Here is a 24,396-nt window from a genome sequence, read left to right as displayed (position 1 = left end):
CCCGAATAGTCTTATCAACAGGCTGTGGACAAGTTTTCGGACACATCATGGCTGGGAGGTACGGGAGGGCGCATACGCCGCACAACGGAAGGAACCGGGCTCATGGCCGCATTCGCGGAAGGCTCACCCTGCTGGGTCGACGCCTCGCTTCCGGACGTCGAGGCGGGCAAGCGCTTCTACGGTGAGCTCTTCGGGTGGACCTTCGGGGACAGCGCGGGCGCCGCGTACGGCCACTACACGCAGGCCTACGGCCGCGGCCGCAACGTCGCCGCCCTCGCCCCCAAGCCCGACGGCCGCATGCCCACCGTCTGGGGCGTCTACCTGTACACCTCCGACGCCTACGCGTGCGCCGCCCGCATCCGCGCCGCCGGCGGCCAGATGGTGATGGACCCCCAGCCCGTGGGCCCGTACGGCACCGCCGCCCTGGCCGCCGACCCCGGCGGGGCCGTCTTCGGCCTCTGGCAGCCCGGCACGCACCACGGCTTCGACGCCCAGCAGGAGCCGTACACGTACTGCTGGTCGGAGGTCTACACCCGGGCGCGCGACGCGGTCGACGTCTTCTACGCCAAGGTCTTCGGCTACGTCCACGAGGACCAGGACGACCCCGAGACCGGCATCGAGTACCGCGTCTGGTCCCCGCCGGGCAGCGCGCCCGGCTCCGACAGCGCCGTCCTCGGCCGCAGCCTGATCACCGACGCCTTCCCGGAGATCATGCCCGCGCACTTCCTCGTGTACTTCGCCGTCCCCGACTGCGACCAGACCGTCGCCACCGTGCAGCGCCTCGGCGGCCGCGTCACCGCCGATCCGTTCGACACGCCGTACGGGCGGATCGCGGTCGTCGCCGACAATCAGGGGGCCGTCTTCGGCGTGCTCTCGGAGTCCCGTACGAAAGCCGCTCCCGAAAGCCACGCCTGAGCCGGGGCCGGACCGGGCGCGGGCCTGACAGAATCGGGTTTGCGCGACTCCTGGCGCTGCCCGGAGTGAGACGCTGCACGGGTGCGGTGAGAGGCTGCACGGGTGGGACCTGCACGGGAGACCGGCGCGGAGGCGACCGCCGTGCCGGTGCGCGCGCTGGTGGAAACGGGCCCGGTGCGGGCCCGTACGGGGAGGTGTGGAGGCGAGTGGTGGAGCAGCTGACGCAGCACGACCCGAGACGGATCGGCCCCTTCGAGGTGCTGGGACGGCTCGGCGCCGGCGGCATGGGGCTGGTCTATCTCGCGCGGTCGGCGTCCGGACGCCGGGTGGCGATCAAGACGGTGCGGACCGAGCTCGCCGAGGACCAGCTGTTCCGGGTGCGCTTCACCCGGGAGGTGGAGGCGGCGCGCGCGGTCTCCGGGTTCTACACCGCGGCCGTCGTCGACGCCGACCCGCGGGCGGCCGTGCCCTGGCTGGCCACCGCGTACGTCCCGGCGCCCTCCCTGGAGGAGATCGTCAACGAGTGCGGGCCCATGCCCGCCCAGGCCGTACGGTGGCTCGCGGCCGGCATCGCCGAGGCCCTGCAGTCCATCCACGGCGCCGGACTCGTCCACCGCGACCTGAAGCCCTCCAACGTGCTCGTCGTCGAGGACGGCCCGCGCGTGATCGACTTCGGCATCGCCAGCGGCGTCTCCAACACCCGCCTGACCATGACGAACGTCGCCGTCGGCACCCCCGCCTACATGTCGCCCGAGCAGGCCAAGGACTCCCGCAGCGTCAAGGGCGCCAGCGACGTCTTCTCGCTCGGCTCGACGCTGGTCTTCGCCGCCACCGGACACCCGCCGTACCACGGGGCGAACCCGGTGGAGACGGTGTTCATGCTGCTGCGCGAGGGCCCCAACCTCGACGGGCTCCCCGACGAGCTGCGGCCGCTCATCGAATCCTGCATGCAGATGGACGCCACCCGGCGCCCCACCCCCGCCGACCTCCAGGCGCAGCTCGCCCCGCACCTGTTCGAGGGCGACGACGAGAGCGGGACCGCCTCCGCGTGGCTCCCCGGGCGGGCCGTCGCCATGATCGAGGCCCGCCGGGCCGGTCAGCGTACGGCGGCGCCCGCGCCGGTCCGCGCCAACCCCGGCCCCGGCGGCCCCGGCGCGGGCCACGGCCCCGCCTCCGGGCCCGCCACCCACCGCCGCCAGCGCGGCGTCGACCCCTGGACGGACCCGCGCACCGGCCAGGCCGCCCCGCCGCGCCCGCACCACCCGCCGCAGCCGAGCCCCGTGCCCTCCGGGGAACCGGTCCGGCTCGGCGGCTCCCCGGTGCCCATCGGGCCCGGGCCGCGCGCCACCGCCGCCGCGTCCTCCGCGATGGTGGCCGACGCCGCGACCGGCTGGATCCGGCCGCCCGGCGGCGGCCCGCAGTCGGCGCTGGAAGCCGTACCGTCCGGATCCGGGGCGGCCGTCGTCCCGAGCCCCGGCCCGTCCCCGGACAGCGGCCGCTGGCGCCCGTGGCGCTTCCGCATGTCCAACGAGGTCTGGGGCACCCCGACCGTCGCGGGCGACCTGCTCTACGTCACCTCCTTCGAGGTGCACGCCCTGGACGTCGGCAGCGGCCGCCGCCAGTTCAAGACCCGGGACGTCGCCTGGTCCATGGCCGTCGCCGACGGCCGCATCCACGCCTCCGACGGCCCCTCCCTCTTCGCGCTCGACGCCACCGACGGCTCCGAGCGGTGGCGGCTGTCCACCGACGCCTGGGTGTACGCGCTGCGGGCCGACCGGGGCACCGTCATCACCGCCACGCGCGGCGGCGGGGTCCAGGGCTGGGAGGCCTCGAACGGCCAGAAGCTGTGGGAGCTCAGCGGCGCCCAGTCGGACTTCGAGACCCCCGAGGCGGCCCCCGTGCTGCACGAGGGCACCGTGTACGTGTGGCAGGACGCCCGGCTGCGCGCCCTGGACGCCCGCAGCGGCCTGGAGGCCTGGTCCTACCCGATCGGGGACGCCGCCTCCTGCGGCAACGTCCCCGTCCGCGTCACCCCGGCCCCGGACGGCAACGTCTACGTCGCCGCCGGCACCCGGGTGCTGTCCGTCGACCGGGCCTCCGGCCGGGTCCGCTGGCACTTCGAGGCCCCGGCGGTGTTCCTGGCCGCCCCGGCCTTCGCGCCAGGCGCGGCCGTGACCGGCGGCGGGGTCTACCTCGCCGACTACCTGGGCACCGTCTACGCCCTGGACGCCGTCACCGGCAAGGACCGCTGGCGGATCGCCACCGAGCCCCGCTCCTCGGCGGACCCGGTGCTGGTCGTGGGCGGCAACGTCCACCTCGGCGCGGGCAGCGCCCTGTACACGCTCGACGCGGTCACCGGCACCCCGAAGTGGCGTTTCGCGGCGGGCGGTGAGATCACCGGCCTGCCGGCGGTCGCGGACGGCCGGGTGCACTTCGGTTCGGCGGACCACTGCCTGTACACCCTGGACGCGGCGGGCGGCCAGCTCCGCTGGAAGCTGGCCACGGGCGGCGAGATCACCGGTGCGCCGGTGGCGGAGGCGGGGGTGGTGTACGCGTGCAGCAAGGACCGCTGCGTGTACGCCCTGGACGCGGCCAAGGGCACGGGCACCCGTACGGGTACGTGACGCAGCCCGGGCCCCGCTGAGTCGCGTATCGCACCGGGAGTGACAGGATGGACCCCATGAGCAACGTTTACTTCGACATCAACATCAACGGCGAGGCCGCGGGCCGCATCGTCTTCAACCTCTTCGACGAGGTCGTCCCGAAGACGACGAAGAACTTCCGCGAGCTGGCCACCGGCGTGCACGGCTTCGGTTACGCCGGTTCGCCGTTCCACCGCGTCATCCCCGAGTTCATGCTCCAGGGCGGTGACTTCACCAACCAGAACGGCACCGGCGGCAAGAGCATCTACGGCGAGAAGTTCGCCGACGAGAACTTCGACCTGAAGCACGACCGCCCGTTCCTGCTGTCGATGGCGAACGCCGGCCGCAACACCAACGGCTCGCAGTTCTTCATCACCACCGTCGTCACCCCGTGGCTCGACGGCAAGCACGTCGTCTTCGGCGAGGTCGTCGAGGGCTCGGAGCTGGTCCAGAAGATCGAGTCCCTGGGCTCCCAGTCCGGCGCCACCCGCGCCAAGATCGAGATCGCGGCCTCGGGCGTCGTCGACAAGGCCTGACCCACCCCGCCTTCCCGGCCGGACGGCCCCGCCCCCACTCGGGGGACCGGGGCCGCCGTCATGTCCGGGCTCAGGCGTGGTCGCGCGGCGGCGGGGCCGGGGGCCAGAGTTCGTCGGCCGGTGTCGGCCGGTAGGGCTCCGGGGCGGTCGCCGGGGGCAGGTCGCGGCGGCGCTCGCGGGCGGGGCGGCCGCTCATCACGACCGCCGCCAGGATGAGCAGGGCGCCGGCCCCGAAGGCACTGGCGACCCCCTCACCGAGCCCCCCGCCGTCACCGCCGACCGACAGACTGCCCACGGCCTGGCCCTGGCGGACCGCCCACAGCACCGAGAAGCCGAGGACGACGACCCCCGCGAGGGCCATCAGCAGCCGCGAGCGCCGCAGGACCGCGACCAGGGTGAGGAGCGCGGCGAAGAGGAACGGCAGCAGGAGCGAGGCGAGCAGGGCGGCCCCGGCGCCGGTGATGCCGGCGGGGGAGAACAGCTCCTCCAGGCGGTAGTCGCGCCCGTGACGGCCGTCGTACCAGGCACGGAAGGGGCTCCAGACGGCGGCCGTCGCTCCGATGAGACCCATCAGCGAGCCGAGTACGTTGCGGATCATGCCCGGCCCTTCGCGGTGGGGGTCTTGACCCCGACGCTACGCCCGGGCACCTGCCCCCGCACGCCGGACGCGGCGGACGGTCACCGGGCCGCGGCCGCGATCTTCGTCTTCAGCGCCGAGAGGAGGTCGCGGACCAGGCCGACGGAGGCCTCGTCCGTCAGGTTCCCGTTCTCGTCGAACCGCTCGTACGACCGGAACAGGTGCACCTCCGGCTTCACCACCACGTCGCTGTCCGTCCACACGAACACCTGGCGCAGCGCCAGCTGTGCGCGCACCGTGCCGAAGTTCGTGGGCGCCGCGCCCAGGATCGCCACCGGCTTGCGCAGCAGCGGCAGCCCCTCCTCGCGGGTCCAGTCGGTGCTGACCCAGTCGAGGGCGTTCTTCAGGGTGCCGGGGACGGAGTAGTTGAACTCGGGGGTGGCGATGAGGAGCCCGTCGGCCTCCGTGATCCGCCGGCGCAGGTCGGCCACGGCCGCCGGGCGGTGCTGCGGGGTGTCGAGGTCCTGGTCGTACGGCGGGAGCTCGCGCAGTCCCTCGTAGATCTCGATGTCCAGGCCCCCGGGCTGGTGCTTGCGGGCGGCCCGCAGCAGGGCGGTGTTGTGGGAGTCGGCGCGCAGGCTGCCGGAGATGGCGAGGATCTTGAACTCGGACATGGTCTTCCCCCTGTGTGTGACACCCGCCGGGCGGCCCGGTGTCGGCTCGATGGGATGAGACTAAACCGTGTAGTTCAGCTCCGCAACTACACCGTTCGGTTCAGTTCCTGGGTAGGGTGGGCGCATGAGCATCGCCGCCGACGACCGTGACGCCCATGGAATCCCCGTGCTCCCGGCCGTCGCCGGCCACTCCCGGCCCAAGCGGCACGCCATCACCGCCGCCGCGCTCGGCGCGTTCCTCGCCGACGGCTACCGGGCCGCCTCCGTGGACTCCATCGCCGCCCGCGCCGGCGTCTCCAAGCCCACCGTCTACAAGCACTTCGGCAGCAAGGAGCGGCTCTTCCTCGCCGTCGTCGGCTCCGTCCTGAACACCGCCCACGCCGGCCTCGCCCCCTGCGCCGACACCCTCGCCACCGCCCCCGACCCCCGCGCCGCCCTGATCCGGGTGCAGGCCGACTGGGCACGGCTCCAGCTCCACGGCCGGGTGGCGTCCCTGCGCCGCCTCGTCATCGGTGAGGCCGAACGCTTCCCGCAGCTCGGCCGCCTCTGGTACCTGCGCAGCCACGCCGCCATGAACGCCCCGCTCGCACAGGCCCTACGCGCGCTCACCGCGCGCGGGGTCCTCGACGTACCGGACGCGGACACCGAGCTCGCCGTCCGGCAGCTGATCGCGGTCACCGTCTCCCTGCCGCAGCTGGTGGGCACGTTCGACGCGGCATACCGGCCCACGGACGCGGAACTGCTCACCCAGGCCGCCGCCGGAGTCGATCTGTTCCTGGCCAGATACAGGGCGCGCGCCGCCTGGTAGCGTGGCGCGCCGTTGCCCAGGGGGAGGAGTCAGGCCATGGTGGCTGGACGTCGTATCAGGTTCACGGCCGTGCTCGTGGGCGTGGTGCTCGCGCTCACCGGCTTCTCCTCGCACGGGGGATCCAGCAGCAGCGGCAGCAGCGGCAGCAGCAGCAGCGGGAAGAGCAAGAGCAGCGGAGGCGGCTGCTCCAGCTCCAAGAGCAGCAAGAAGAAGACCCACACCACCACCAACGGGTCCGGGAACACCGCCTCGGCCACCCCCAGCCCGACCCGCAGCGCCGCCCCCGGGACGGCCGAGCTCGTCAGCTGCGCGGAGACCGGCCGCCCCAGGGCGATCGTCAAGGTCACCTCCCAGGTCAACGAGACCCGCACCTTCTCGGTCGCCGTGAACTTCCAGGGCCCGGTGGACAGCATCGAGCGCGGCTCCGCCCAGGTCGAACTCAAGGCGCGCGAGTCGCGGACCGTCGAGGTGCCGCTGCTGGACGCCTCGAAGGCCGGCGCGGTGCGCGAATGCCTCGTCGAGGGGGTCTCCCTCGCCGCCAAGGGCGTCAAGCCCTAGCAGGGGCTCTCGCGCACAAGCCCTGGCAGGGGACTTCAGCGCACAAGCCCTGGCAGGGGGGGCTTCAGCGCACCCGCGGCTGCGGTGCCGAGCGCCTCCCGCCGAACAGGGCCGCCTGCCGCTCCGGTGCCAGGTTGCCCAGCGTGACCAGGGCCGGAGCCTGGTCCAGGGCCTGCTGGAGCGCGGCCCGCTTCGCCGACCACAGCGCCCGCACGGTGCCCTGTACGCCCTCCGTCGGAAAGCCCGCCAGGGTCTCGGCCGAGCGCACCGCGGCCTCCAGCAGCTCCTGTGGCGGGGCCAGCTCCGAGACCAGGCCGATCTCGTACGCCCGCTGCGCGGAGAGCCGTTCCGCCGTGCCCATCAGGGACATCCGGGCGGCCTCCCCGAACGGCATGCGCTGCGCCATGTACACGGCCTCGTAGGCGCTGACCATCCCGTACGTCGTATGCGGGTCGAAGTACGTCGCCGCCGTCGAGGAGACGATGAACTCCGACTCGCCCAGCAGGTAGAAGGCCCCGCCGCAGGCCATGCCGTTGACGGCCGCGATCACCGGCTTCCACAGGTCGGCCGCCTTCGGGCCGATGGCGACCAGCGGATCGTCGACCGAGTACGGGGACCGCGGCTGCGGCACCTCCACCGACCGGTCGATGCCGGTGCAGAAGGCCGCGGTGCCCGCCCCGGTCAGCACCACCGCCCGGACGTCCTCCTCGTAGCGGAACTCCCGCCAGACGGCTGCCAGTTCGGCCGCCGTCGCCAGGTCGATGGCGTTGTGCTTGCGCTCCCGGTCCAGGGTGACGACCGCGACCCCGGTCGCCTTGTCCCGCTCCACCCGGACCGTCATGACCTCTCCAGGATCCAGCGCGGCACGGCCACCCCGCCCGTCCGGGTGAACGCCACCTGCACGCGCGCCCCGATGCGCAGCCGGGCCGGGTCCACCGAGTCCAGCGGGGCGTCGGCCGAGGTGACGAGGTTCCCGGCCAGCCGGATCTGCGGTGCGTCCGCCAGCTCCACGAGGATCACGTTGTACGGGGCCTGTGCGGCGTACGCGGGCAGCAGCGGCGGGTGCGGCCGTACGTACGACCAGATCCGGCCCCGCCCGCTCATCAGCCGCCACTCCGAGGCGAAGGACTGGCAGTGCGGGCAGCAGGGGCGGGGCGGGAAGCGGAGTCTTCCGCAGTCGGAGCAGGCCTGGATGCGGAGTTCGCCCCGGTCGGCGTACTCCCAGAAGGGGGCGCCGTCCTCGTCCGGGACGGGGAGGAGGAGCGCTTCGGTACCCGCGTCGGGCGCGGGGGCGGGCGCGGAGGCGGGCGCGGCGGATCCGGCGGATCCGGCGGGCTGGGCGGGCTCGGTGGTCTCCGCGGACTCGGTGGGCGCGGCAGCGGTCATGGGATCAGCTCCTCAGCAGGATCGCGGACGTCGGGACTCCCTCGCCCGCCGTCACCAGGCAGGTCGCGGCGTCCGGCACCTGGGCGGTGGAGATGCCGCGCAGCTGCTTGACGCCCTCGTTGATCAGGTTGAAGCCGTGCACGTACGCCTCGCTCAGCCCGCCGCCCCCGGTGTTGATCGGGAGCCGGCCGCCCATCTCCAGCGCACCGCCCTCGGTGAAGGCGGCGCCTTCGCCGCGCCCGCAGAAGCCGTAGCCCTCCAGGGACAGCGGGATCAGCGGGGTGAAGGCGTCGTAGATCTGGGCGACGTGTACGTCCTGGGGTCCGAAGTCGGCCTGCTTCCACAGGTGCCGGGCGGCGGTCCAGGCCGGTCCGGACAGCGGGTCGTCGTTCCAGTAGTTGACCATCCCGTGGTGCTGGGCGGGCAGGCCCTGGGCGACGGAGTGCACGTAGACGGGCCGCTGGCGGCAGTCCCGGGCCCGCTCGGCGGAGACGATCACGCAGGCGAGCGCGCCGTCCGTCTCCAGGCAGTTGTCGAAGAGGCAGAGCGGATCGCTGATCATCCGGGAGCTCATGTACATCTCGCGGGTCAGCGGCCGTTCGTACATCATCGCCGCCGGGTTCTCGTTGGCCCGGTTGCGGCAGGCCATCGCCACGTTGAAGAGGTGGTCGCGGGTGGCCCCGTACTCGTGCATGTAGCGGCGGGCCAGCATGGCTATCTCGTCGGCCGGGCGCAGCAGCCCGAAGGGGCGGGTCCACTGGCCGGGCGTGGGCAGCTGCACGGCCGTGTTCTTCCACGGGCGCGGCCCGGAGCCGCGTTTGCGCGAGCGCCAGGCGACCCCGACGGTGGCCTGCCCGGTGGCGACGGCGGCGGCGAGGTGGCCGACGGTGGCGCAGGAGCCGCCGCCGCCGTAGCCGACCTTGGAGAAGAAGGTGACGTCGCCGGCGCCGATGGCCTTGGCGACCTCGACCTCGTCGGTCTCCTCCATCGTGTAGGAGGCGAAGGCGTCCACCTCGGATGGTTCGATCCCGGCGTCGGCGAGCGCCGCCAGGATGGCGCGGCAGGCCAGTTCCTTCTCGGACGCGGGGAGTTGTTTGGCAAAGCGGGTCTGGCCGATGCCGACTATTGCCGTAGCGTCCTTGAGCGTTGCCGCCATCGCCACCTCCGGGGCTGCACCAGTACTGACAGCCGCGAAGGCTACAGCTAATCTGACGGATAGTCAGCTACTGGGCATCGGGAGGGCGCACGATGGGCGAGGACCGGCGCGAGGGCGGCAGCGGGCGCGGCAGCGCGGACGGCCGCCGGTACGGGAGTACGGGCGGCAGCGGGGACGGCGGCGCGCAGGACGGCCGGTACGGGAGCGCCGGCGCGGGGACCCGTACGGCCACCGGCGCGGATCGGGGCGCGGACGCGGCCGCCGACCCCCGCGGCGACCTGCGCTGGGGCAGCATCCCCGGCCTCGTGCGCGCCGCCGCCGCCCGCTACGCCGGCCACGAGGCCGTTGTCGACGGCCGCGTCCGCATCAGCTACGCCCAGCTCGGCGAACGCGTCGAGCGCGCCGCGGCCGCCTGCATCGCCTCCGGCGTCGAACCGGGAGACCGGGTCGCCGTCTGGGCGCCCAACACCCTCGAATGGATCGTCTCCGCACTGGGAGCCGTCTCGGCGGGCGCCGTGCTCGTCCCCCTCAACACCCGTTTCAAGGGCACGGAAGCGGCGTACGTCCTCCAGCGCAGCCGCGCCCGGCTCCTCTTCGTCACCGGCACCTTCCTCGGCACCTCCTACGTGGCCTCCCTGCGCCGCGCCGCCGCCGAAGGCCCCGGCGGCGGTCCGCTGCCCGGCCTGCCGCACCTGGAGCAGATCGTCGTACTCGCCGAGGACGCCCCCGAGTCCTTCCGCACCTGGAAGGACTTCCTGGCCGGCGGGGACCACGTCCCCGCCGCCGTCGTCCGCGAGCGCGCCGAGTCCGTCGCCCCGGACGCCCCCTCGGACATCATCTTCACCTCCGGCACCACCGGCAGCCCCAAGGGCGCCGTCATCACCCACGCCCAGACGCTGCGCTGCTACGACGTGTGGAGCGAGCTCGCCGGACTGCGCGAGGGCGACCGCTACCTGATCGTGAACCCCTTCTTCCACACCTTCGGCTACAAGGCCGGGATCATCGCCTGCCTGATGCGCGGCGCCACGATGGTCCCCCAGCCCGTCTTCAACGTGGACACCGTCCTCGCCAACATCGCCGCCGAGCGGATCTCCGTACTCCCCGGACCGCCCACCCTGCACCAGTCGCTCCTCGACCACCCCCAGCGCGCCCACCACGACCTGTCCGCCCTGCGCCTGGTCGTCACCGGCGCCGCCGTCGTCCCGCTCCGGCTCGTCGAGCGGCTCCGCGGCGAGCTGCGCATCGCCACCGTCCTCACCGCGTACGGGCTCTCCGAGGCCAGCGGCATCGTCACCATGTGCCGCCGGGGCGACCCGGCCGCGATCATCGCGGAAACCTCCGGCCGGGCCATCCCCGGCACCGAACTGCGCATCGCCGGCCCCGAAGGCCGCCCCGAACCGGCCGGCCGGGCCGGCGAGGTGTGGGTCCGCGGCCACCACGTGATGCGGGGCTACTTCGAGGACCCGCAGGAGACGGCCCGCGCCGTCACCCCCGACGGCTGGCTGCGCACCGGCGACGTCGGGGTCCTCGACGCCGCCGGGAACCTGCGCATCACCGACCGGATCAAGGACATGTTCATCGTCGGCGGCTTCAACGCCTACCCGGCCGAGATCGAGCAACTCCTCGGCCTGCACCCGGACGTGGCCGACGTGGCGGTGGTCGGCATCCCGGACCCGCGCCTCGGCGAGGTCGGCAAGGCGTACGCCGTCCGGCGCCCCGGCTCCACCCTCACCGCCGACGACCTGATCGCCTGGTCCCGGCGGGAGATGGCCAACTACAAGGTGCCGAGGGAGGTGGAGTTCGTCACCGGCCTGCCGCGCAACGCGAGCGGCAAGGTGCTCAAGACGGAACTCCGCGCCCGCCGGGCCGAGGCCGGCGGGGCGACTCCCTAGCCGGGCCGCCGGGCCAGCGCCAGCCGCCAGCGCGGGCTGCCGTCGGGGCGGTACCCGAAGTGCTCCAGCGGGGCCGTCTCCACCGTGAAGCCCGCCGCGCGCAGGTCCGCGCTGACCGGCCCCCACGGGAAGGTGCGGTAGTACATGACGAAGGGCGGCCGCCACACCGCGTTGCGCACCCGCATCACCGCGTCGAAGCCGGCCGTCGCCCACCAGAGCGGGGAGCTCAGCGGCAGCGGGGCGCCGATCGGGAAGGCGAAGACCCCGCCGGGGTGCAGCGCGCGGTGCACCCCGGCGAAGAGGGCGGGCCGCTCGGCCGGGAGGAAGTGGCCGAAGGCCCCGAAGCTCACCGCCAGGTCGTACGCGTCCCCGAGCTCGGGCGGGAGCGCCAGCACGTCGGCCCGTACGAGGTCGGCCCCGTCGGGAAGGTCCCGCGCGGCCTGCTCCAGCATGCCCGCGCTCAGGTCGACCCCGGTCACCCGCTCCCGGCACAGCCGCCGCAGCATCGGCAGGCCCGCGCCGGTGCCGCAGCAGACGTCCAGCCCGGAGCCGAAGGAGCCCTCCCGCTGCGCGAGGGTCTCCTCGACGGCGTCGAGGATCCGGTCCGGGGTGCGGAAGGGTGTCCGGTCGAACTTGGGCGCGAGCAGGTCGTAGCCCTGCTCGACGGAGGAGAGGGCCTGTACGGCCAGTTCGCGGAGGCTCGGCCCCTGGGAGGTGAACACGTCCTCAGCCTAGACGCGTTCGCGCACTCCGCGAGGGACGGACGTCGGCGCGGGGAGCCCTCACGGGGTGCGTGGCTTGTCCTTCTGCCAGGCGCTGACGCCGAGCCTGCCCGTGGTCCCGAGGTCGAGCTCCGGTGTCACGGTCACCGCCGCGGCCCCGGGCTTCGCCGTCACCCTGGCGTACGGGGCGTTCACGGCGTCGCCCGAGCCGGTGGTGTTGCGCCACGCCAGGGACGCGGAGGCGGACTCGCCCGGCTTCAGCGTGAAGGGCGCGGGCGGTGCGTCCGGGCCGATCCCCGTGGCGATCTCGCCGGTGCCGCGGAGGACATCGACGCCGGTCACGGGCTTGCGCCCCTTGTCGAGCAGCTGGAGGCCGGGGTAGCCGCCGAGCTGGTAGGCGGCGGTGCCGCAGTTGGTCAGGTGGAGCCCGACGACGCGCAGCCCCATGGCGGCGTCGCCGTCGTCGGCGGTGACCCGGATCCCGGAGGCCGGGCAGGCGCCGGCCGGGTCGGGCGCCTCGGCAGCGGGAACGGCCCGCACCTGGGAGATCCGCACGCGCGAGCGGCCGGACGCGCCGGGCGAGGACTGCGGGTCGTCGACGGCTCGCGTGACGCTCCGGCCGGGCTCCACGGACGCCACGGTCTGCCGGATGTTGTCCCTGACCTGGCCGGAGCCGTTCAGGAAGTCGAAGGTGATGGTGTAGGTGAGGGCTTCGGTACCGGTGTTGGTGACCCGGTAGGCGGTGGCCGCAGCCGGCGAGGGACCGCACTCCGGGCCGAGGAGGGCCACGTCCTCGTGATCCGCGGACGGGGAGGGGGCGCAGCTCGGCGGCACGGAGCCTGCGGCCGCGCCGGAGGAGGCGTTCACCGTTCCGCAGCCGGCGAGGAGCGCGGCGGCGGCGAGGGTGGCGAGGGCGGTGGCGGGGGTGGCGGGGCGCATCCGCTCAGGACACCATGCGCAGATCAGCCGGGGTGTGACGGAAGCCATGCCTCCGGTCACAGGGGTGTCACAACGACATGCGGCGGCCGCGGTGGTCCCCCTCCAGGCCACCGCGGCCGCCGATCCCCCGTACGTTTCCCCCGTACGTTCTCCCCCGTGGGGCCCCGCTCTTCCCCCGTGCATTCCCCCGTGGGGCCCCGTACGTTTCCCCCGTAGAGCCCCTGTGCTTCCCCCGTGGGCCCCCGTACTTCCCCCGTGGGGGACGTTCCCCCGTGCATTCCCCCCCCGTAGGGCCCCCGTGCATTCCCCCGTGGGCCCCGTACGTCCCCCGTACGTCCCCCGTACGTGCTGGGCTCGCCTCCGCTACGGACGCGTGCCGGACGCGTGGTTGTCCAGCGTCACGATCTCCTCGTCCACGGCTTTGTCTTCCTGCCCGGGCAGCGGCGTACCGCCCGAGGCATGGTTGTCCAGCGGTTTGATCTCGATGCCCGAGGCGTGGTTGTCGAGCGGCTTGATGTCGCCCTCGTTCGGCAGGGCGTTTTCGTTCGTCGTCATCGGATCTCCTGATGGATGAGTCGGGCCCGTTCGGCGATTCCCCCGCGGACCGCCGAACGGGTAGTCCTCCAGTCGACCCGCGAGCCCCCCGACGCGTCGAGTCGATGTACCGATGATGGCGCGCGGCGATAAACGAACGATGAACGTGCCGTTCATCCGTTGAAATGCGCTGGTCAGGCCGCGACCTGCGAGGCCAACAGGGCGCGTACTTCGGCCAGTTCGGCGGAGCCCAGTTGCGCGAAGACCGCCTCCGCGTCCCGCCAGCAGACCCGCGCCCGGTCCGTCTGCCCCAGCCGCACCAACGCCTTGCCCAGCACCGTCAGCACCGTGGCCCGGCGCCACTCACCGCCGATGCCGCGCAGCGCGATGGCCTGCTCGGCGTGCGAGGCGGCCAGCGTGGGCCGCCGGGCCGCCAGGTGGGCCTCCGCGAGCCGGAAGTGCGTCACGCCCTCCCACAGCGGCTGCCGGTTGTCGTGGAACAGCGTCAGCGCCTCCGCGAGCTGCGCCAGCGCCTCGCCCAGCCGGCCGGCCTGGGTCAGCGCGATGCCCAGCGCGTAGCGGCCGTTGGCCAGGCGCAGGGTCAGGCCCATCCGGTCGTAGATGTCGATGCCCTGCTGCGCCAGGTCTATGGCGCTGCTCAGCCGGCCCAGCATCACGTGGATGCGGGAGAGGTTGCACAGGGCGCTCGCCTCGCCGACGAGGTTCCCGTCGGCGCGGAAGTTCTCGATGGCCTCCAGCAGGAACCGCTCGCCGTCCGCGTGCCGGCCCTCGTACAGGGCGATGATCCCGCGGTCGTTGGGCGCCCAGCAGTTCGGCAGCGGGTCGTCGGCCTCCCGGGCCAGCACCATGGCGCGGCTGGCCTCGGCGTCGGCCTCGGCGAACCGGCCCGCGACCAGGTGGACGATGGTGAGGGTGATCCGCGCCCGGCCCTCGGCGTGCGGGTCCCCGGCGGCGTGCGCGGCCTCGCACAGGGCGACGGAGGCGGACTCGTACTGCTTGGAGTTGGCCCCCGACTCGGTGAGGTCCTTGGCCGCCCACAGCAGGTCCACCGCCCGGCGCAGCACGTCGTCCCGCCCCGTGGACCGTACGGCGGCCTGCCGCACGCACGCCAGCAGCGGGTCCGCCTCCGCGAACAGCCAGTCCAGGGCGGCGCGCGGTTCGGCGAAGACGAGGCCGGGGTGGTGGGCGGCGGACAGGTGCGCGGGCAGCCGGTCACCGGGGCGCTCCAGGGCGTACACGCCGGCGGCGGTGGCCAGGTAGAAGTCCAGCAGCCGGTCGAGGGCGGCTTCGCGGCCGCTCGGGGGCTGCTCGTCGCGTTCGGCGCAGGCACGCGCGTAGAGCCGTACGAGGTCGTGGAAGCGGTAGCGGCCGGGCGCGGCGGATTCCAGCAGGGAGCAGTCGACTAAAGCCTCCAGGAGGTCCTCGGTGTCGTGCTCGGGCAGGTCGAGTACGGCGGCCGCCGCGGCCAGCGAGATGTCGGGCCCGTCGGGGAGCCCGAGGAGCCGGAACGCCCGCTGCTGGGCGGGCTCCAGCTGGCCGTAGCCCAGCTCGAAGGTGGCCTTGACGGCGAGGTCCCCGGCCTGGAGCTCGTCCAGGCGGCGGCGCTCGTCGGCGAGCTTGGCGGCGAGTACGGACACGGTCCAGGTGCGCCGGGCGGCGAGCCGGGACGCGGCGATGCGGATGGCGAGCGGCAGGAACCCGCAGGCGCCGACGACGTCGAGGGCGGCCTGGCGTTCGGCGCCGACCCGTTCCGCTCCGACGATCCGGGTGAACAGCTGCAGGGCCTCCTCGGGGCTCATCACGTCGAGGTCGACGAGATGGGCCCCGGCGAGGCCCGACATGCGGACCCGGCTGGTGACGAGGGCGGCGCAGCCCGCGGTGCCCGGCAGCAGCGGGCGCACCTGGGCCGCGTCGCGGGCGTTGTCGAGCAGGACCAGGACGCGGCGGCCGTCGAGCGTGGACCGGTACAGCGCGGCCCGCTCGGCGGGGGAGTCGGGGATGGCGGTGTCGGGGGTGCCCAGCGCCCGCAGGAAGGAGCCGAGGACGGCGACGGGCTCGGCCGGGCGGGGCTCGGTGCCCTGGAGGTCGACGTACAGCTGGCCGTCGGGGAAGTGCGGGCGGGCGGCGTGCGCCACGTGCACGGCGAGGGTGGTCTTGCCGACGCCGCCGATCCCGGCGAGCGCGGAGACGGCCATGACCTGGCCCTCGGCGCCGGCGAGGATCTCCCCGAGCTCGGTGACGAAGGGCGCGCGGCCGGTGAAGTCCGGGACGGTGGCAGGCAATTGGGCGGGCCTCACGTGAACGGGAGCGGCGGCCGGCGCCGGGTCCTCGGCGAGGGCCAGCTCGGCGTCCGCGCACAGGATCCGGTGCTGGAGCGCGGCGAGTTCGGGGCGCGGGTCGACGCCTAGTTCGTCCGCGAGGAGCCGGCGGGTGTCGGCGTACACGGCGAGTGCCTCGGCCTGGCGGCCGCTGCGGTAGAGGGCGAGCATCAGCAGCTCGCGCAGTCGCTCCCGCAGGGGGTGGGCGGCGGTGAGCGCGGTCAGCTCGGAGACGGCTTCGGCGTGGTGGCCGACCTCCAGGTCGAGGTCGAGGCGGGTCTCCAGCAGCTGGAGGCGCCATTCGGCGAGCCGGGTGCGCTCGGTGTCGGCGTGCGGGCCGGGGACCCCCGCGAGGGGTTCGCCGTCCCAGAGGTCCAGGGCGCGGGCCAGGAGCGTACGGGCGAGGGTGCGGTCCCCGGACGCGCGGGCCTTCTCGGCGTCGGCGGCCAGGGTGCGGGCGATGCCGAGGTCGAGGGCGCCGGTGGGCGTGCGGATGGCGTAGCCGCCGGCGTCGGTGACGAGCAGCCCGGGGTCGAGGACCTTGCGCAGGCGGGAGGCGTACGTACGGATGGTGGCGAGGGCCTGCTGCGGAGGGTCCTCGCCCCAGATCGCGTCGATGAGCTCCGGCGCGGTGGCGGTGCGGCCGTCGCGGAGCAGGAGCGCGGCGAGCAGGGCGCGCTGCTGGGGGCTGCCGGAGGGCAGCGGTTCGGAGCCGCGCCAGGCCCGGACGGTGCCGAGGACGGCGAAGCGGTTGCCGCCGGCGTCGGCCCGGGCCCGGGCGGCGCCGGCCGGGGCGCCGGGGGCGGCCGCGGCCGGGGTGCCGGCTTCGGGCGCGGCTCCGCGGGGGGCTGCGGAGGCGGCTGCGGCGTCGGCTCCGGCGGTGGTGTCCTGGGGGGTGCGTCCGCGGGCGGCGGCTTCGGATGCGGCTCGGGCGCCGGCCTTGGATCCGGCCGTGGATTCGGCCGTGGCATCGGCGGGTTTCGTGGCTGCGGAGGCGGATTCGGGAGGGGCGTCGACCGCGGCCGTGGTGGTCCGGGCTGCCTTGGGGTGGTTCCGCTGGTGCGGGATGGCCGGTACGCCGTCCATCTGTCGTCCCCCCTGCCTTCCGTCGGTGTAAGGGTCAGTCTGCCCTGTCTTGCACGTACCCGTCAGCCCGCAGCGGACTGATCGCTTCCCAACTGCCGCGCAACTAGCTGACGGTTCGTCAGATGCGCGCTACGGTAGTCCGCATGGAGACCTTCCCGAAGATCATCTCGGTGGACGACCACACGGTTGAGCCCCCTCACGTCTGGCGGGACCGGCTCCCGTCCAAGTACCGGGACATCGGCCCACGGGTCGTCCGCGCCCCCTTGAAGGAAATGACCTTCCTCGGCGGCAAGTTCGCCCCCGTCATGGGGCAGAAGGGCGACGACGGCCCGATAGGCGACTGGTGGGTGTACGAAGACCTGCACCGGCCGCTCACCCGCCTCGACACCGCCGTCGGGTACGACCGCGACGAGATCAAACTGGAAGTCATCACCTACGAGCAGATGCGCCCGGGGTCCTTCTCGGTTCCCGACCGCCTAGCGGACATGGACGTCAACCACGTCCAGTCGGCGCTCTGCTTCCCCACCTTCCCGCGGTTCTGCGGCCAGACCTTCACGGAGGCCAAGGACCGCGAGCTGGGGCTGCTCGGCGTACGGGCCTACAACGACTGGATGGTCGAGGAGTGGTGCGGCCCCCAAGCGGCGGGCCGGCTCATCCCGCTCACCCTCGTACCGCTCTGGGACGCCCGGCTGGCCGCCGCCGAGGTCCGCCGCAACGCGGCCCGCGGCGTGCGCGCCGTCGCCTTCTCGGAGATCCCGCCCCACCTCGGGCTGCCGTCCATCCACACCGACGACTGGGACCCCTTCCTCCAGGCGTGCGACGAGACCGGCACGGTCATCGCCATGCACATCGGCTCCTCCTCGCGCATGCCCTCCACCTCGGCGGACGCCCCGCCGGCCGTCGGATCGACCATCACCTTCGCCAACTGCTGCTTCTCGATGGTGGACTGGCTGATGAGCGGCAAGTTCGAGCGCTTCCCCAACCTGAAGATCATGTACGCGGAGGGCCAGATCGGCTGGATCCCCTACATCCTGGAGCGCGCGAACGTGGTGTGGGAGGAGAACCGCGGCTGGGGCGGCGTGGCCGACAAGGTCCACCGGCCGCCGTCGGAGCTCTTCGCCGAGCACGTCTTCGGCTGCTTCTTCGACGACGCCTTCGGGCTGAAGAACCTCGACTCCATCGGCGTCGCCAACGTCCTCTACGAGACGGACTACCCGCACTCCGACTCCACCTGGCCCAAGTCCCGCGAGGTGGGCGAGGCTCAGATGGGGCACCTGGCCCCGGACGTGGTCGACCGCATCGTGCGCGGCAACGCCATCGACCTGCTGGGCCTGACCCCGGAGGGCCTCTGGTTGGGCGCGTAGTGGGTTCGGGTGCCGGGCCGCGGGTCGCGGTCGGGTTGCGCGTCGTGGTCGGGTCGCCGCCGGGTTGAGGGCCGTGGTCGGGTTTCGGGTCGCCGTCGGGTTTCGGGTCGTGGTCGGGTCGCCGCCGGGTTGAGGGCCGTGGGTTGTCGGCGCGCTGTCGACCGCCGGTGCGCTGCTGACCGGCCGCGCTCAGCCGTCCGTGCGCCCCGACGACGCGGTCTGGCCCCGGGCGGATCCCGCCCGGGGCCACACGTCACCGCTCCTCGGCTACGCGGCAGGGACGCCCGCCGCTTCCAGGGCGATCACAGGCCGGACATGGGTCAGCAGGAGCCGCAGGAAGGCCTCCGGGTGCCGGAAGGAGGCGAAGTGGCTCGCGTCCTCGATCAGCGCGAAGTGCTTGACGGGGGCCTGTACGTCGTCGAAGAACGCCCTGGCCCGCGCCGCCGGGGTGATGACGTCGCCCGCGCCCTGGAAGATGAAGAAGGGGAGCTCGAACCGGGTGCCGTCGGCCCAGTCGTCGAAGCCCGCGGTCCCCTCGGTGACCCGCTCCGAGAAGCCCTGCCCCTTGAAGAAGTCCTTGAGGTCGCGCAGCGAGTGCAGCGGGGACAGCCACATCGAGCCGAGGACCACCTTCTTCACGGTGTCCAGGGTCAGCCGGTCGCTCTGGGTGCAGAGCTTGTCGTACGTCGACCGCTGCCCGGAGTCCCATGCGCGCCGGTCGGCGCCCAGTGCCTCGACCCGCGCCAGCTGCCGGGTCCGGCCCGCCGCTCGCAGCCGGTCCAGGACGGCCCGGTAGGCGGAGGTGTCGCGGCCGGCGTCGTGGATGTTCTGGTCGGTGCCGACGTACGCCGAGAAGAGCTCGGGGTGGTTGCGGGCGAGGCGCAGGCCGAAGACGCTGCCGAAGGAGTTGGCGAGCAGGAGCACCTTGTCCGCGCCGAGGCGGGCCCGGGCGTGCCGGGTGACTTCGAGGGCGTCCTCGTAGAGCCGGGAGAACGTGGTCTCGCCCTGGCCCTCGGGGCCGCCGTGGCCGAAGGTCCGGCCGGCGCCGCGCATGTCCCAGCGGACGATCGTGAAGTGCTGCTCCCAGGAGCGGGTGCGGGTGGCGTAGATGGAGTTGGGGGCGCCGGGGCCGCCGTGGATCTCGACGATCACCGGGTTGGCGCGGTCCTCGCCGCGGACCGAGATCCACTGGTCGATGCCGCCGATGCGGACGAAGCCCTGTTCGTCGATGCCGCGCGGGGAGTCGATGCGCAGCGCCCGGGCGGCCCGGCCGCGGCGCAGGGCGCGGTGGCCGAACAGGGCGGCTGCCGGGGCGGCGAGGGCGGTGACGGCGGTACCCGCGGCGATGACGGCGGCGATCATTGTTTCCCCCAGAAACTGTTTCCGATGTATGCAGTTGAGTGTCGGGATCCGATCGGGTTCTGTCAACACCCGCGCCGCGGAAGTGAGATGGTGGTTCCGGCGTGATCACGGCGAACTCCACCCCTTGCGGCGGAAGTGACGCCGGGGCATGCTTCGCCGGAGCAAAGTGGGAGGGGCGACTGTGGTGGACAAGCGGACCGTGGTGACCGTCGTGCTGTGCGCGGTCGCCGCGCTGGGGGCGTCTGCGGCCATGACGAAGGTGGTGCCGGCCTCGGACGGCGCGGTCGTGGCACGGCCGAAGGCGGACCCCTCCGGGGTGGTCTCCTCCAACCCGCCGTCACGATCGCAATCACCGAAGCAGCCTCAGCTGTCCACGTCCCCGACGCCGCGCCCGTCCGCCGTGACGCCGCGCCCCGGCGGCCCGGCGGCCTTCACGGGAGCGCTGTTCGAAGGCGGTTCCGGTGGGGTGGACGGCGACCACTTCTGCACCGCGACGGTCGTGCACAGCCCCGGCCGCAACCTCATCGTCACCGCAGGGCACTGCCTGGTCCCCGGCAACCAGGGCGCGGAAGGCCCGGTCTTCGCACCCGCGTACGCGAACGGTGCGGTCCCGTACGGCACCTGGCGGCTCGAAGAGGTCTACGAGGACGGGCGCTGGACGGACGACGCCAACGACGACTACGACCTCGCCTTCGCCCGTCTGGCCCCCGACGCGTCCGGCCGCAACATCGAGGACGTCACCGGCGCGGCCACCCTCGACGCCACGGGCCGCGCGGGCGAGGAGGTCACGGTGACGGGCTACCCGGCCGACCGCAAGGTGCCCCGCACCTGCACGGCGGTCGCGGTCCGCGAAAAGGCGACGGAACAGCGCTTCGACTGCGCCGACTTCCCGGGCGGCACCAGCGGCAGTGCGTGGATCGCCCGCGACGGCAAGATCATCGGCATCCTGACGGGCGGCGACACGGACGACGTCTCGACGAGCACCGTCCTCGGGGAGTACGCGGCCACGCTGTACCGCCGCGCGACGGCGGGGGCGGGGGCGGCTGCGGGGGCAGCGGCCCGCTGAGGCGGGGCGGGGGCCTGTTGGGGCGGGGCGGTCCTGTGCCGTGCCCCGCGCCCGGCCGCGGGCTCCGTGCAGGCTCGGCCGGATGCCCTGCCCCGGGGGCGGCCGGCCCGGCCTGAGCCGGGTTCAGCTCACACCATCAGCCCGAGGTGCACCGGCTCGGCGGGCACGCCGGCGAGCAGATCGGCCAGCCGCGGGGGCCACAGCGGCTCCCCGAGGACGGCGAGCGCGTCCTGCGAGAGCCAGCGCCAGTGGGCGTCCGGGGACTCCGGGACGGGGTCGCGGTGCGGGCCGGTGGTGACGTAGATGTGCTCGTGCTGCCGGACGGGGACGCCCTGGTGGGTGAAGTCGTGCTCCCAGGTGCACAGCAGCCGCTGCGGCTCGAGGTCGGTCCACCCGGTCTCCTCCCGCAACTCGCGCCGCACACACTCCTCGGGGCTCTCCCCGGGGTCTATGCCCCCGCCCGGGGGAAGCCAGTGGATGCCGACTTCGACGTTGTTCTCCCGAAAGAGAAACACGGAGCCCGTGGGCGAGAGAATCACAATTCGCGCTGCCTGACGTGGAGTTCTCATCAGATCAGGGTACGTCTGACGGGTCTCAGCGGTACCTCCGCGGTGCGGGGGCTTTCGGGGTGGGGGAGGGGAGGGGAGGGGAGGGGAGAGAGCGGATGGCGGGGTCCGAGTGCCCGGTGTCGGGGAGGGTCTGGGGGCGTCCCGTCAGTCCACTGTCCTTCCGGTTCGGTCCGGTCCCTCAAGGGCGCTCGCTGCGCTCGCGTCGCTTCGCGATGGCCTTCGGCCACCCTTGACCGACCGGCCCGCCCCGGAATGCCATAAGACTGCCGGGAAGCCCCCAGAGGAATGGCCGGGAGGTTCACATCCGGTCCCAGCTCCCTCAGCGATGCGCGGGCAGATTCCCTGTTCCCCGCAGCCAGCCGCCGGCACCTTCGCAGCCCCGGCCCCATCACGGCCCACGCCTCAGATCGCTACGCGCTTCTCCCGGCTTAGCGTCTGCGGCCCGTCTTGGGTTGGACATAAGCCGCCAGCGATCTGTCAGTCCTTCTCCTCATCTGGCGTCGATCAGCCCGTCATGGGCTGGACATAAGCCGTGAGGGGTCGTGAGAGGTCGGCGGGCGACGCTCGCCGATCGGCTCAGGGGCGAGACTGTGGTGCGCTGGTGTCGTCGAGGCCGAGGTTGGCGAGCAAACGGAGGTTGTCCTCATCGATGCTGCCGGGTTCGGGAGTCAGGGTGATCAGCTCCTGGCCGGAACCGTCCGGGAGCGTGAAGCGCTCCTGGTGCAACGTGATCACGCCGATCATCGGGTGCCGATAGCGCTGCGATCCGTGGCCGCGCACGCTGACCTCGGCGGCGGCCCACAGCTCGCTGAAGCGGCGGCTGCCGATGGACAGCTCGCCGATGAGAGCCGCCAGTTCCGGGTCGTCGGGGAACTCGCCGGCGGCGTGGCGCAGATGAGCCACGGTGTCGGCGGTGCATGAGGGGCGATCGGCGTACAGGTCGAAGCGGTCGGTGTCGAGAAAGATCATCCTGGCCAGATTGCGCTCGTCGACCGGCACCTGATCCAGATCGCAGTACAGCAGACCGGCCAGCCGGTTGTATGCCAGCACGTCGATGCGGTGGTTGAGGATCATCGCGGGATAGTCCGACATCGTGTCGAGGATCCGCTGCAGTTGGGGCCGAATCGTGGCCGGGTAACTGGTCGGCTGCGGACGGCGGTTGCCCTGTTTGGCCAGCTTGTGCAGGTGCTCGCGGGCCACGTCGTCGAGTTGCATCGCCCGCGACAGTGCGTCCAGCACCTGCTCCGACGGTTGTGTCGCTCGTCCCTGCTCGAGCCGGGTGTAGTAATCGACGCTCACGCCGGCCAGGTGCGCCAGCTCCTCGCGCCGCAAACCGGCCACGCGGCGGCGGCCACCGATGATGACGCCGACCGATTCCGGCGGTACGTGCGCTCGACGTGACTGTAGGAACGTGCCGAGGTCACCGAGATCATCCATGCATCCCAGTATGCGTACGGGCCACTCGGAGCGGTCGTGTCGATGGTGGTCCTGCCAGTCCTAGGAACCCGAGTCCGGCGGACAAGCAGTCTCTGGCCGATGCCCGGCATCGGGCGCACGATCGTCGGCATGAACGTACTGATCGTCTACGCACACCCCGACCCGAACTCGCTGACCGGCTCCCTGAAGGACCTCGCCGTCAGTGCCCTGCGCGCGGACGGCCACGATGTCGTGGTCACCGACCTGTACGCCATGAAATGGCAGGCAGCGGCCGACTTCACCGACTTCGACGACATCACCGGTCCGGACTTCATGCATGCCTCCGGAGAGGCCTACCGATCCGGTCGGCTCACCGAGGACATCCGCGCCGAACAGCAAAAGCTGCTCGACGCCGACCTGGTCATCCTGAAGTTCCCGCTGTGGTGGTTCACCATGCCCGCGATCCTCAAGGGGTGGTTCGACCGAGTGTTCACCTACGGCTTCGCGTACGGCGCGGGGGTACCGCGTTATGGCGCGGGGCCGTTCGCCGGCAAGCGCGCCATGGTCGTCACCACCACAGGCGGCAGGATCGGGCACTACACCGCGCGGGGAGTCAACGGCCCCATCGACGACCTGCTGTTCCCGATCAACCACGGTGTGCTGCACTTCACCGGTTTCGATGTGCTGCAGCCGTTCGTCGAGCACAGCGCCGTTCACCTTGACGACCAGCACTACACCGAGATCGCCGAACGGTACCGGCAACGACTCGCGACCGCCTTCACCGCCGAACCGATCCCCTACCGCTCGGAGTCCGGCGGCGACTACACCAGCCTGACGCACGAGGGCGGTTCGGAGCTGGTACCGGGTCGAGAATCTCCCCACACCAGCGGATTCGCTCTTCACACCAACCCGGACCAGCGATAACGATCGCCACTCCCGTCCGGCCGGCACACACCTCAAGACCGGGACGACAACAACCACTTACCGGCTAGCGGCGCGGCCAGCCCCGCTACGTCCTACTTCTCCTCCGGCTCCCAGGCGCGGAGCAGGTCGAGCAGCCCTGCGTCTCCGTCAACGTGCAAGGAGTCGGCCTGGATCCGGTCGTACAGGTAGAGGACCAGCTCGCTGGCCGTGCCGTGGACGGAGGCGCCGGCTGCGTCCGGGTCTTCGCCGGTCGCGGCGGCGGGCGCGGGGATGCGGGTGGTGCGTGCGCCGTCGCCGTCGACGGTGAGGCGCCAGGAGCGGCCTTCGGCGGAGTGGAAGTCGAAGGCCGTGGGCTTGTGCGGCCAGGCACTCGGCGTTCCGCAGACGGTGAACAGGAACTCCTCCACACCGTCGAGTGCCAGCTCGACCGGCAGCGGCTGCGGGGCGCCCCCGGCGAGCTGGGCGTCGTAGGTGTGCACCGCGGTCTCCTGGACCCGGTGCCGGGCGGTGCCGCCGGCGGTCTGCGGTGACTGCGACGCGGGCCACCACGTCCAGCAACCGCTCTCCGGCCCCGCCGCGCGCAGGGCGCCCAGCAGAAGCTGTGTCGACGCGTCCAGCCAGGCCAGCAGGGCCTCACGCTCCTGCGGCACTTCCAGCGCGGCGCGCGCGGCGACGGCCTCGGCCGGGGGAGCGTCGGCAGACCCCGCGCCGACGATGGCGGCCCAGAAACGGTCTCCCCCACCCAGGTGCTTCACCAGATCGAACAGCGTCCACCCGGGGCAGCTGGGCACCTGCACATCGAGTCTGGGCGCGGCGGCGACCACGGATCGGAAGGCGGCAGACCGTTCATCGACCAGTCGCAACAGGTCAGGGAACTCAAGAGTGTTTTGCACTCCGGATGTCTATCACCATGATCCAGCAACCGGGCAGC

22 protein-coding genes are annotated in these 24,396 nt (G+C 72.9%); 9 read left to right on the top strand and 13 right to left on the bottom strand.

Annotated features, from left to right (window positions below):
- Nucleotides 1-102 precede the first annotated feature (102 nt).
- The 3 genes from ACZ4TG_RS35245 (at nt 103) to ACZ4TG_RS35235 (ending at nt 4,093) form a co-directional block, all read left to right on the top strand.
- Complete coding sequence (locus tag ACZ4TG_RS35245) at nt 103-915, top strand: VOC family protein (RefSeq protein WP_468171458.1); 813 nt, start codon at nt 103-105, stop codon at nt 913-915.
- Nucleotides 916-1,124: 209 nt separating this feature from the next.
- Nucleotides 1,125-3,539, top strand: a complete 2,415-nt coding sequence (gene afsK, locus ACZ4TG_RS35240) for a protein serine/threonine kinase AfsK (RefSeq protein ID WP_468171455.1) — start codon at nt 1,125-1,127, stop codon at nt 3,537-3,539.
- A gap of 56 nt (nt 3,540-3,595) precedes the next feature.
- Nucleotides 3,596-4,093 (top strand): peptidylprolyl isomerase, encoded by a 498-nt coding sequence (locus ACZ4TG_RS35235; protein WP_468171452.1) that lies wholly within the window; start codon nt 3,596-3,598, stop codon nt 4,091-4,093.
- 70 nt (nt 4,094-4,163) lie between these two features.
- On the opposite strand, the gene ACZ4TG_RS35230 is transcribed toward ACZ4TG_RS35235, so the two are convergent.
- Nucleotides 4,164-4,691: a hypothetical protein gene (locus ACZ4TG_RS35230; RefSeq protein WP_468171449.1), complete on the bottom strand. Its 528-nt coding sequence runs from the start codon at nt 4,689-4,691 to the stop codon at nt 4,164-4,166.
- Between the two features lie 80 nt (nt 4,692-4,771).
- Nucleotides 4,772-5,344: an NADPH-dependent FMN reductase gene (locus ACZ4TG_RS35225; protein WP_468171446.1), complete on the bottom strand. Its 573-nt coding sequence runs from the start codon at nt 5,342-5,344 to the stop codon at nt 4,772-4,774.
- Nucleotides 5,345-5,468: 124 nt separating this feature from the next.
- Between ACZ4TG_RS35225 and ACZ4TG_RS35220 the strand changes: the two genes are divergently transcribed.
- Nucleotides 5,469-6,152 carry a TetR/AcrR family transcriptional regulator gene (locus ACZ4TG_RS35220; protein WP_468171443.1) on the top strand — a complete coding sequence of 228 codons (684 nt, stop codon included), beginning with the start codon at nt 5,469-5,471 and terminating at the stop codon, nt 6,150-6,152.
- A gap of 36 nt (nt 6,153-6,188) precedes the next feature.
- Nucleotides 6,189-6,710, top strand: coding sequence for a hypothetical protein (locus ACZ4TG_RS35215; protein WP_468171440.1), 522 nt, complete (start codon nt 6,189-6,191; stop codon nt 6,708-6,710).
- Nucleotides 6,711-6,774: 64 nt separating this feature from the next.
- On the opposite strand, the gene ACZ4TG_RS35210 is transcribed toward ACZ4TG_RS35215, so the two are convergent.
- Genes ACZ4TG_RS35210 through ACZ4TG_RS35200 form a run of 3 tightly spaced genes read right to left on the bottom strand, consistent with a single transcriptional unit; the run spans nt 6,775 to nt 9,252 of the window.
- Nucleotides 6,775-7,551 carry an enoyl-CoA hydratase/isomerase family protein gene (locus ACZ4TG_RS35210; protein WP_468171436.1) on the bottom strand — a complete coding sequence of 259 codons (777 nt, stop codon included), beginning with the start codon at nt 7,549-7,551 and terminating at the stop codon, nt 6,775-6,777.
- A complete protein-coding gene (locus ACZ4TG_RS35205) occupies nt 7,548-8,096 on the bottom strand; it encodes a Zn-ribbon domain-containing OB-fold protein (protein WP_468171433.1) in 549 nt (182 codons plus the stop codon). Before ACZ4TG_RS35205 ends, ACZ4TG_RS35210 begins: the two co-directional genes overlap by 4 nt.
- 4 nt (nt 8,097-8,100) lie before the next feature.
- Nucleotides 8,101-9,252: a lipid-transfer protein gene (locus tag ACZ4TG_RS35200; RefSeq protein WP_468171430.1), complete on the bottom strand. Its 1,152-nt coding sequence runs from the start codon at nt 9,250-9,252 to the stop codon at nt 8,101-8,103.
- A gap of 92 nt (nt 9,253-9,344) precedes the next feature.
- Here ACZ4TG_RS35200 and ACZ4TG_RS35195 point away from each other — a divergent pair, with 92 nt between their 5' ends.
- The gene (locus tag ACZ4TG_RS35195) at nt 9,345-11,144 is read left to right on the top strand and encodes a FadD3 family acyl-CoA ligase (RefSeq protein WP_468171427.1); all 1,800 of its coding nucleotides are present in this window, start codon (nt 9,345-9,347) and stop codon (nt 11,142-11,144) included.
- Here the strand turns inward: ACZ4TG_RS35195 and ACZ4TG_RS35190 are convergent.
- The 4 genes from ACZ4TG_RS35190 to afsR form a co-directional block, all read right to left on the bottom strand.
- Entirely contained in the window at nt 11,141-11,866 is a 726-nt protein-coding gene (locus tag ACZ4TG_RS35190; protein WP_468171424.1) for a class I SAM-dependent DNA methyltransferase, read from the bottom strand. The genes ACZ4TG_RS35195 and ACZ4TG_RS35190 overlap by 4 nt on opposite strands.
- Nucleotides 11,867-11,926: 60 nt before the next feature.
- Nucleotides 11,927-12,805 (bottom strand): DUF4232 domain-containing protein, encoded by an 879-nt coding sequence (locus tag ACZ4TG_RS35185; protein WP_468171421.1) that lies wholly within the window; start codon nt 12,803-12,805, stop codon nt 11,927-11,929.
- A gap of 363 nt (nt 12,806-13,168) precedes the next feature.
- Entirely contained in the window at nt 13,169-13,360 is a 192-nt protein-coding gene (locus tag ACZ4TG_RS35180; protein WP_468171418.1) for a hypothetical protein, read from the bottom strand.
- A 173-nt stretch (nt 13,361-13,533) separates the two neighbouring features.
- On the bottom strand, nt 13,534-16,764 hold the full coding sequence (gene afsR / locus ACZ4TG_RS35175; RefSeq protein WP_468171415.1) for an SARP-family global regulator AfsR: 3,231 nt from the start codon (nt 16,762-16,764) through the stop codon (nt 13,534-13,536).
- Nucleotides 16,765-16,907: 143 nt separating this feature from the next.
- On the opposite strand from afsR, the gene ACZ4TG_RS35170 reads away from it, so the two are divergent.
- Nucleotides 16,908-18,128, top strand: coding sequence for an amidohydrolase family protein (locus ACZ4TG_RS35170; RefSeq protein ID WP_468171412.1), 1,221 nt, complete (start codon nt 16,908-16,910; stop codon nt 18,126-18,128).
- Nucleotides 18,129-18,395: 267 nt separating this feature from the next.
- Here the strand turns inward: ACZ4TG_RS35170 and ACZ4TG_RS35165 are convergent, their stop codons facing one another.
- Nucleotides 18,396-19,490 carry an alpha/beta fold hydrolase gene (locus tag ACZ4TG_RS35165; RefSeq protein ID WP_468171409.1) on the bottom strand — a complete coding sequence of 365 codons (1,095 nt, stop codon included), beginning with the start codon at nt 19,488-19,490 and terminating at the stop codon, nt 18,396-18,398.
- A 184-nt stretch (nt 19,491-19,674) separates the two neighbouring features.
- Between ACZ4TG_RS35165 and ACZ4TG_RS35160 the strand changes: the two genes are divergently transcribed.
- Nucleotides 19,675-20,556 carry a trypsin-like serine peptidase gene (locus tag ACZ4TG_RS35160; RefSeq protein ID WP_468171406.1) on the top strand — a complete coding sequence of 294 codons (882 nt, stop codon included), beginning with the start codon at nt 19,675-19,677 and terminating at the stop codon, nt 20,554-20,556.
- A gap of 128 nt (nt 20,557-20,684) precedes the next feature.
- Here the strand turns inward: ACZ4TG_RS35160 and ACZ4TG_RS35155 are convergent, their stop codons facing one another.
- Both ACZ4TG_RS35155 and ACZ4TG_RS35150 read right to left on the bottom strand, forming a co-directional pair.
- Nucleotides 20,685-21,071 carry an NUDIX domain-containing protein gene (locus ACZ4TG_RS35155; RefSeq protein WP_468171403.1) on the bottom strand — a complete coding sequence of 129 codons (387 nt, stop codon included), beginning with the start codon at nt 21,069-21,071 and terminating at the stop codon, nt 20,685-20,687.
- Nucleotides 21,072-21,701: 630 nt separating this feature from the next.
- Entirely contained in the window at nt 21,702-22,562 is an 861-nt protein-coding gene (locus tag ACZ4TG_RS35150) for a helix-turn-helix transcriptional regulator (protein WP_468171400.1), read from the bottom strand.
- 129 nt (nt 22,563-22,691) lie between these two features.
- Between ACZ4TG_RS35150 and ACZ4TG_RS35145 the strand changes: the two genes are divergently transcribed.
- Entirely contained in the window at nt 22,692-23,465 is a 774-nt protein-coding gene (locus tag ACZ4TG_RS35145; RefSeq protein WP_468171485.1) for an NAD(P)H-dependent oxidoreductase, read from the top strand.
- Between the two features lie 92 nt (nt 23,466-23,557).
- Here the strand turns inward: ACZ4TG_RS35145 and ACZ4TG_RS35140 are convergent, their stop codons facing one another.
- Nucleotides 23,558-24,358, bottom strand: coding sequence for a maleylpyruvate isomerase family mycothiol-dependent enzyme (locus ACZ4TG_RS35140; RefSeq protein ID WP_468171397.1), 801 nt, complete (start codon nt 24,356-24,358; stop codon nt 23,558-23,560).
- Between the last annotated feature and the right edge of the window lie 38 nt (nt 24,359-24,396).

The organism is Streptomyces sp. NPDC028314 (genome assembly GCF_055565795.1).
The sequence above is the reverse complement of the archived record's forward strand: the minus strand, read 5'-3'. Positions and strand labels throughout refer to the sequence as shown.

Bases quoted from the DNA above. Each gene is read 5' to 3' on its own strand.
- ACZ4TG_RS35180 (WP_468171418.1), bottom strand. From the start codon at position 13,360: ATGACGACGAACGAAAACGCCCTGCCGAACGAGGGCGACATCAAGCCG.
- ACZ4TG_RS35210 (WP_468171436.1), bottom strand. From the start codon at position 7,551: ATGACGGTCCGGGTGGAGCGGGACAAGGCGACCGGGGTCGCGGTCGTC.
- ACZ4TG_RS35195 (WP_468171427.1), top strand. From the start codon at position 9,345: ATGGGCGAGGACCGGCGCGAGGGCGGCAGCGGGCGCGGCAGCGCGGAC.
- ACZ4TG_RS35225 (WP_468171446.1), bottom strand. From the start codon at position 5,344: ATGTCCGAGTTCAAGATCCTCGCCATCTCCGGCAGCCTGCGCGCCGAC.
- afsR (WP_468171415.1), bottom strand. From the start codon at position 16,764: ATGGACGGCGTACCGGCCATCCCGCACCAGCGGAACCACCCCAAGGCA.
- ACZ4TG_RS35170 (WP_468171412.1), top strand. From the start codon at position 16,908: ATGGAGACCTTCCCGAAGATCATCTCGGTGGACGACCACACGGTTGAG.
- ACZ4TG_RS35165 (WP_468171409.1), bottom strand. From the start codon at position 19,490: ATGATCGCCGCCGTCATCGCCGCGGGTACCGCCGTCACCGCCCTCGCC.
- ACZ4TG_RS35145 (WP_468171485.1), top strand. From the start codon at position 22,692: ATGAACGTACTGATCGTCTACGCACACCCCGACCCGAACTCGCTGACC.
- ACZ4TG_RS35150 (WP_468171400.1), bottom strand. From the start codon at position 22,562: ATGGATGATCTCGGTGACCTCGGCACGTTCCTACAGTCACGTCGAGCG.
- ACZ4TG_RS35200 (WP_468171430.1), bottom strand. From the start codon at position 9,252: ATGGCGGCAACGCTCAAGGACGCTACGGCAATAGTCGGCATCGGCCAG.
- ACZ4TG_RS35220 (WP_468171443.1), top strand. From the start codon at position 5,469: ATGAGCATCGCCGCCGACGACCGTGACGCCCATGGAATCCCCGTGCTC.
- ACZ4TG_RS35230 (WP_468171449.1), bottom strand. From the start codon at position 4,691: ATGATCCGCAACGTACTCGGCTCGCTGATGGGTCTCATCGGAGCGACG.
- ACZ4TG_RS35245 (WP_468171458.1), top strand. From the start codon at position 103: ATGGCCGCATTCGCGGAAGGCTCACCCTGCTGGGTCGACGCCTCGCTT.
- ACZ4TG_RS35215 (WP_468171440.1), top strand. From the start codon at position 6,189: ATGGTGGCTGGACGTCGTATCAGGTTCACGGCCGTGCTCGTGGGCGTG.
- ACZ4TG_RS35185 (WP_468171421.1), bottom strand. From the start codon at position 12,805: ATGCGCCCCGCCACCCCCGCCACCGCCCTCGCCACCCTCGCCGCCGCC.
- ACZ4TG_RS35205 (WP_468171433.1), bottom strand. From the start codon at position 8,096: ATGACCGCTGCCGCGCCCACCGAGTCCGCGGAGACCACCGAGCCCGCC.
- ACZ4TG_RS35235 (WP_468171452.1), top strand. From the start codon at position 3,596: ATGAGCAACGTTTACTTCGACATCAACATCAACGGCGAGGCCGCGGGC.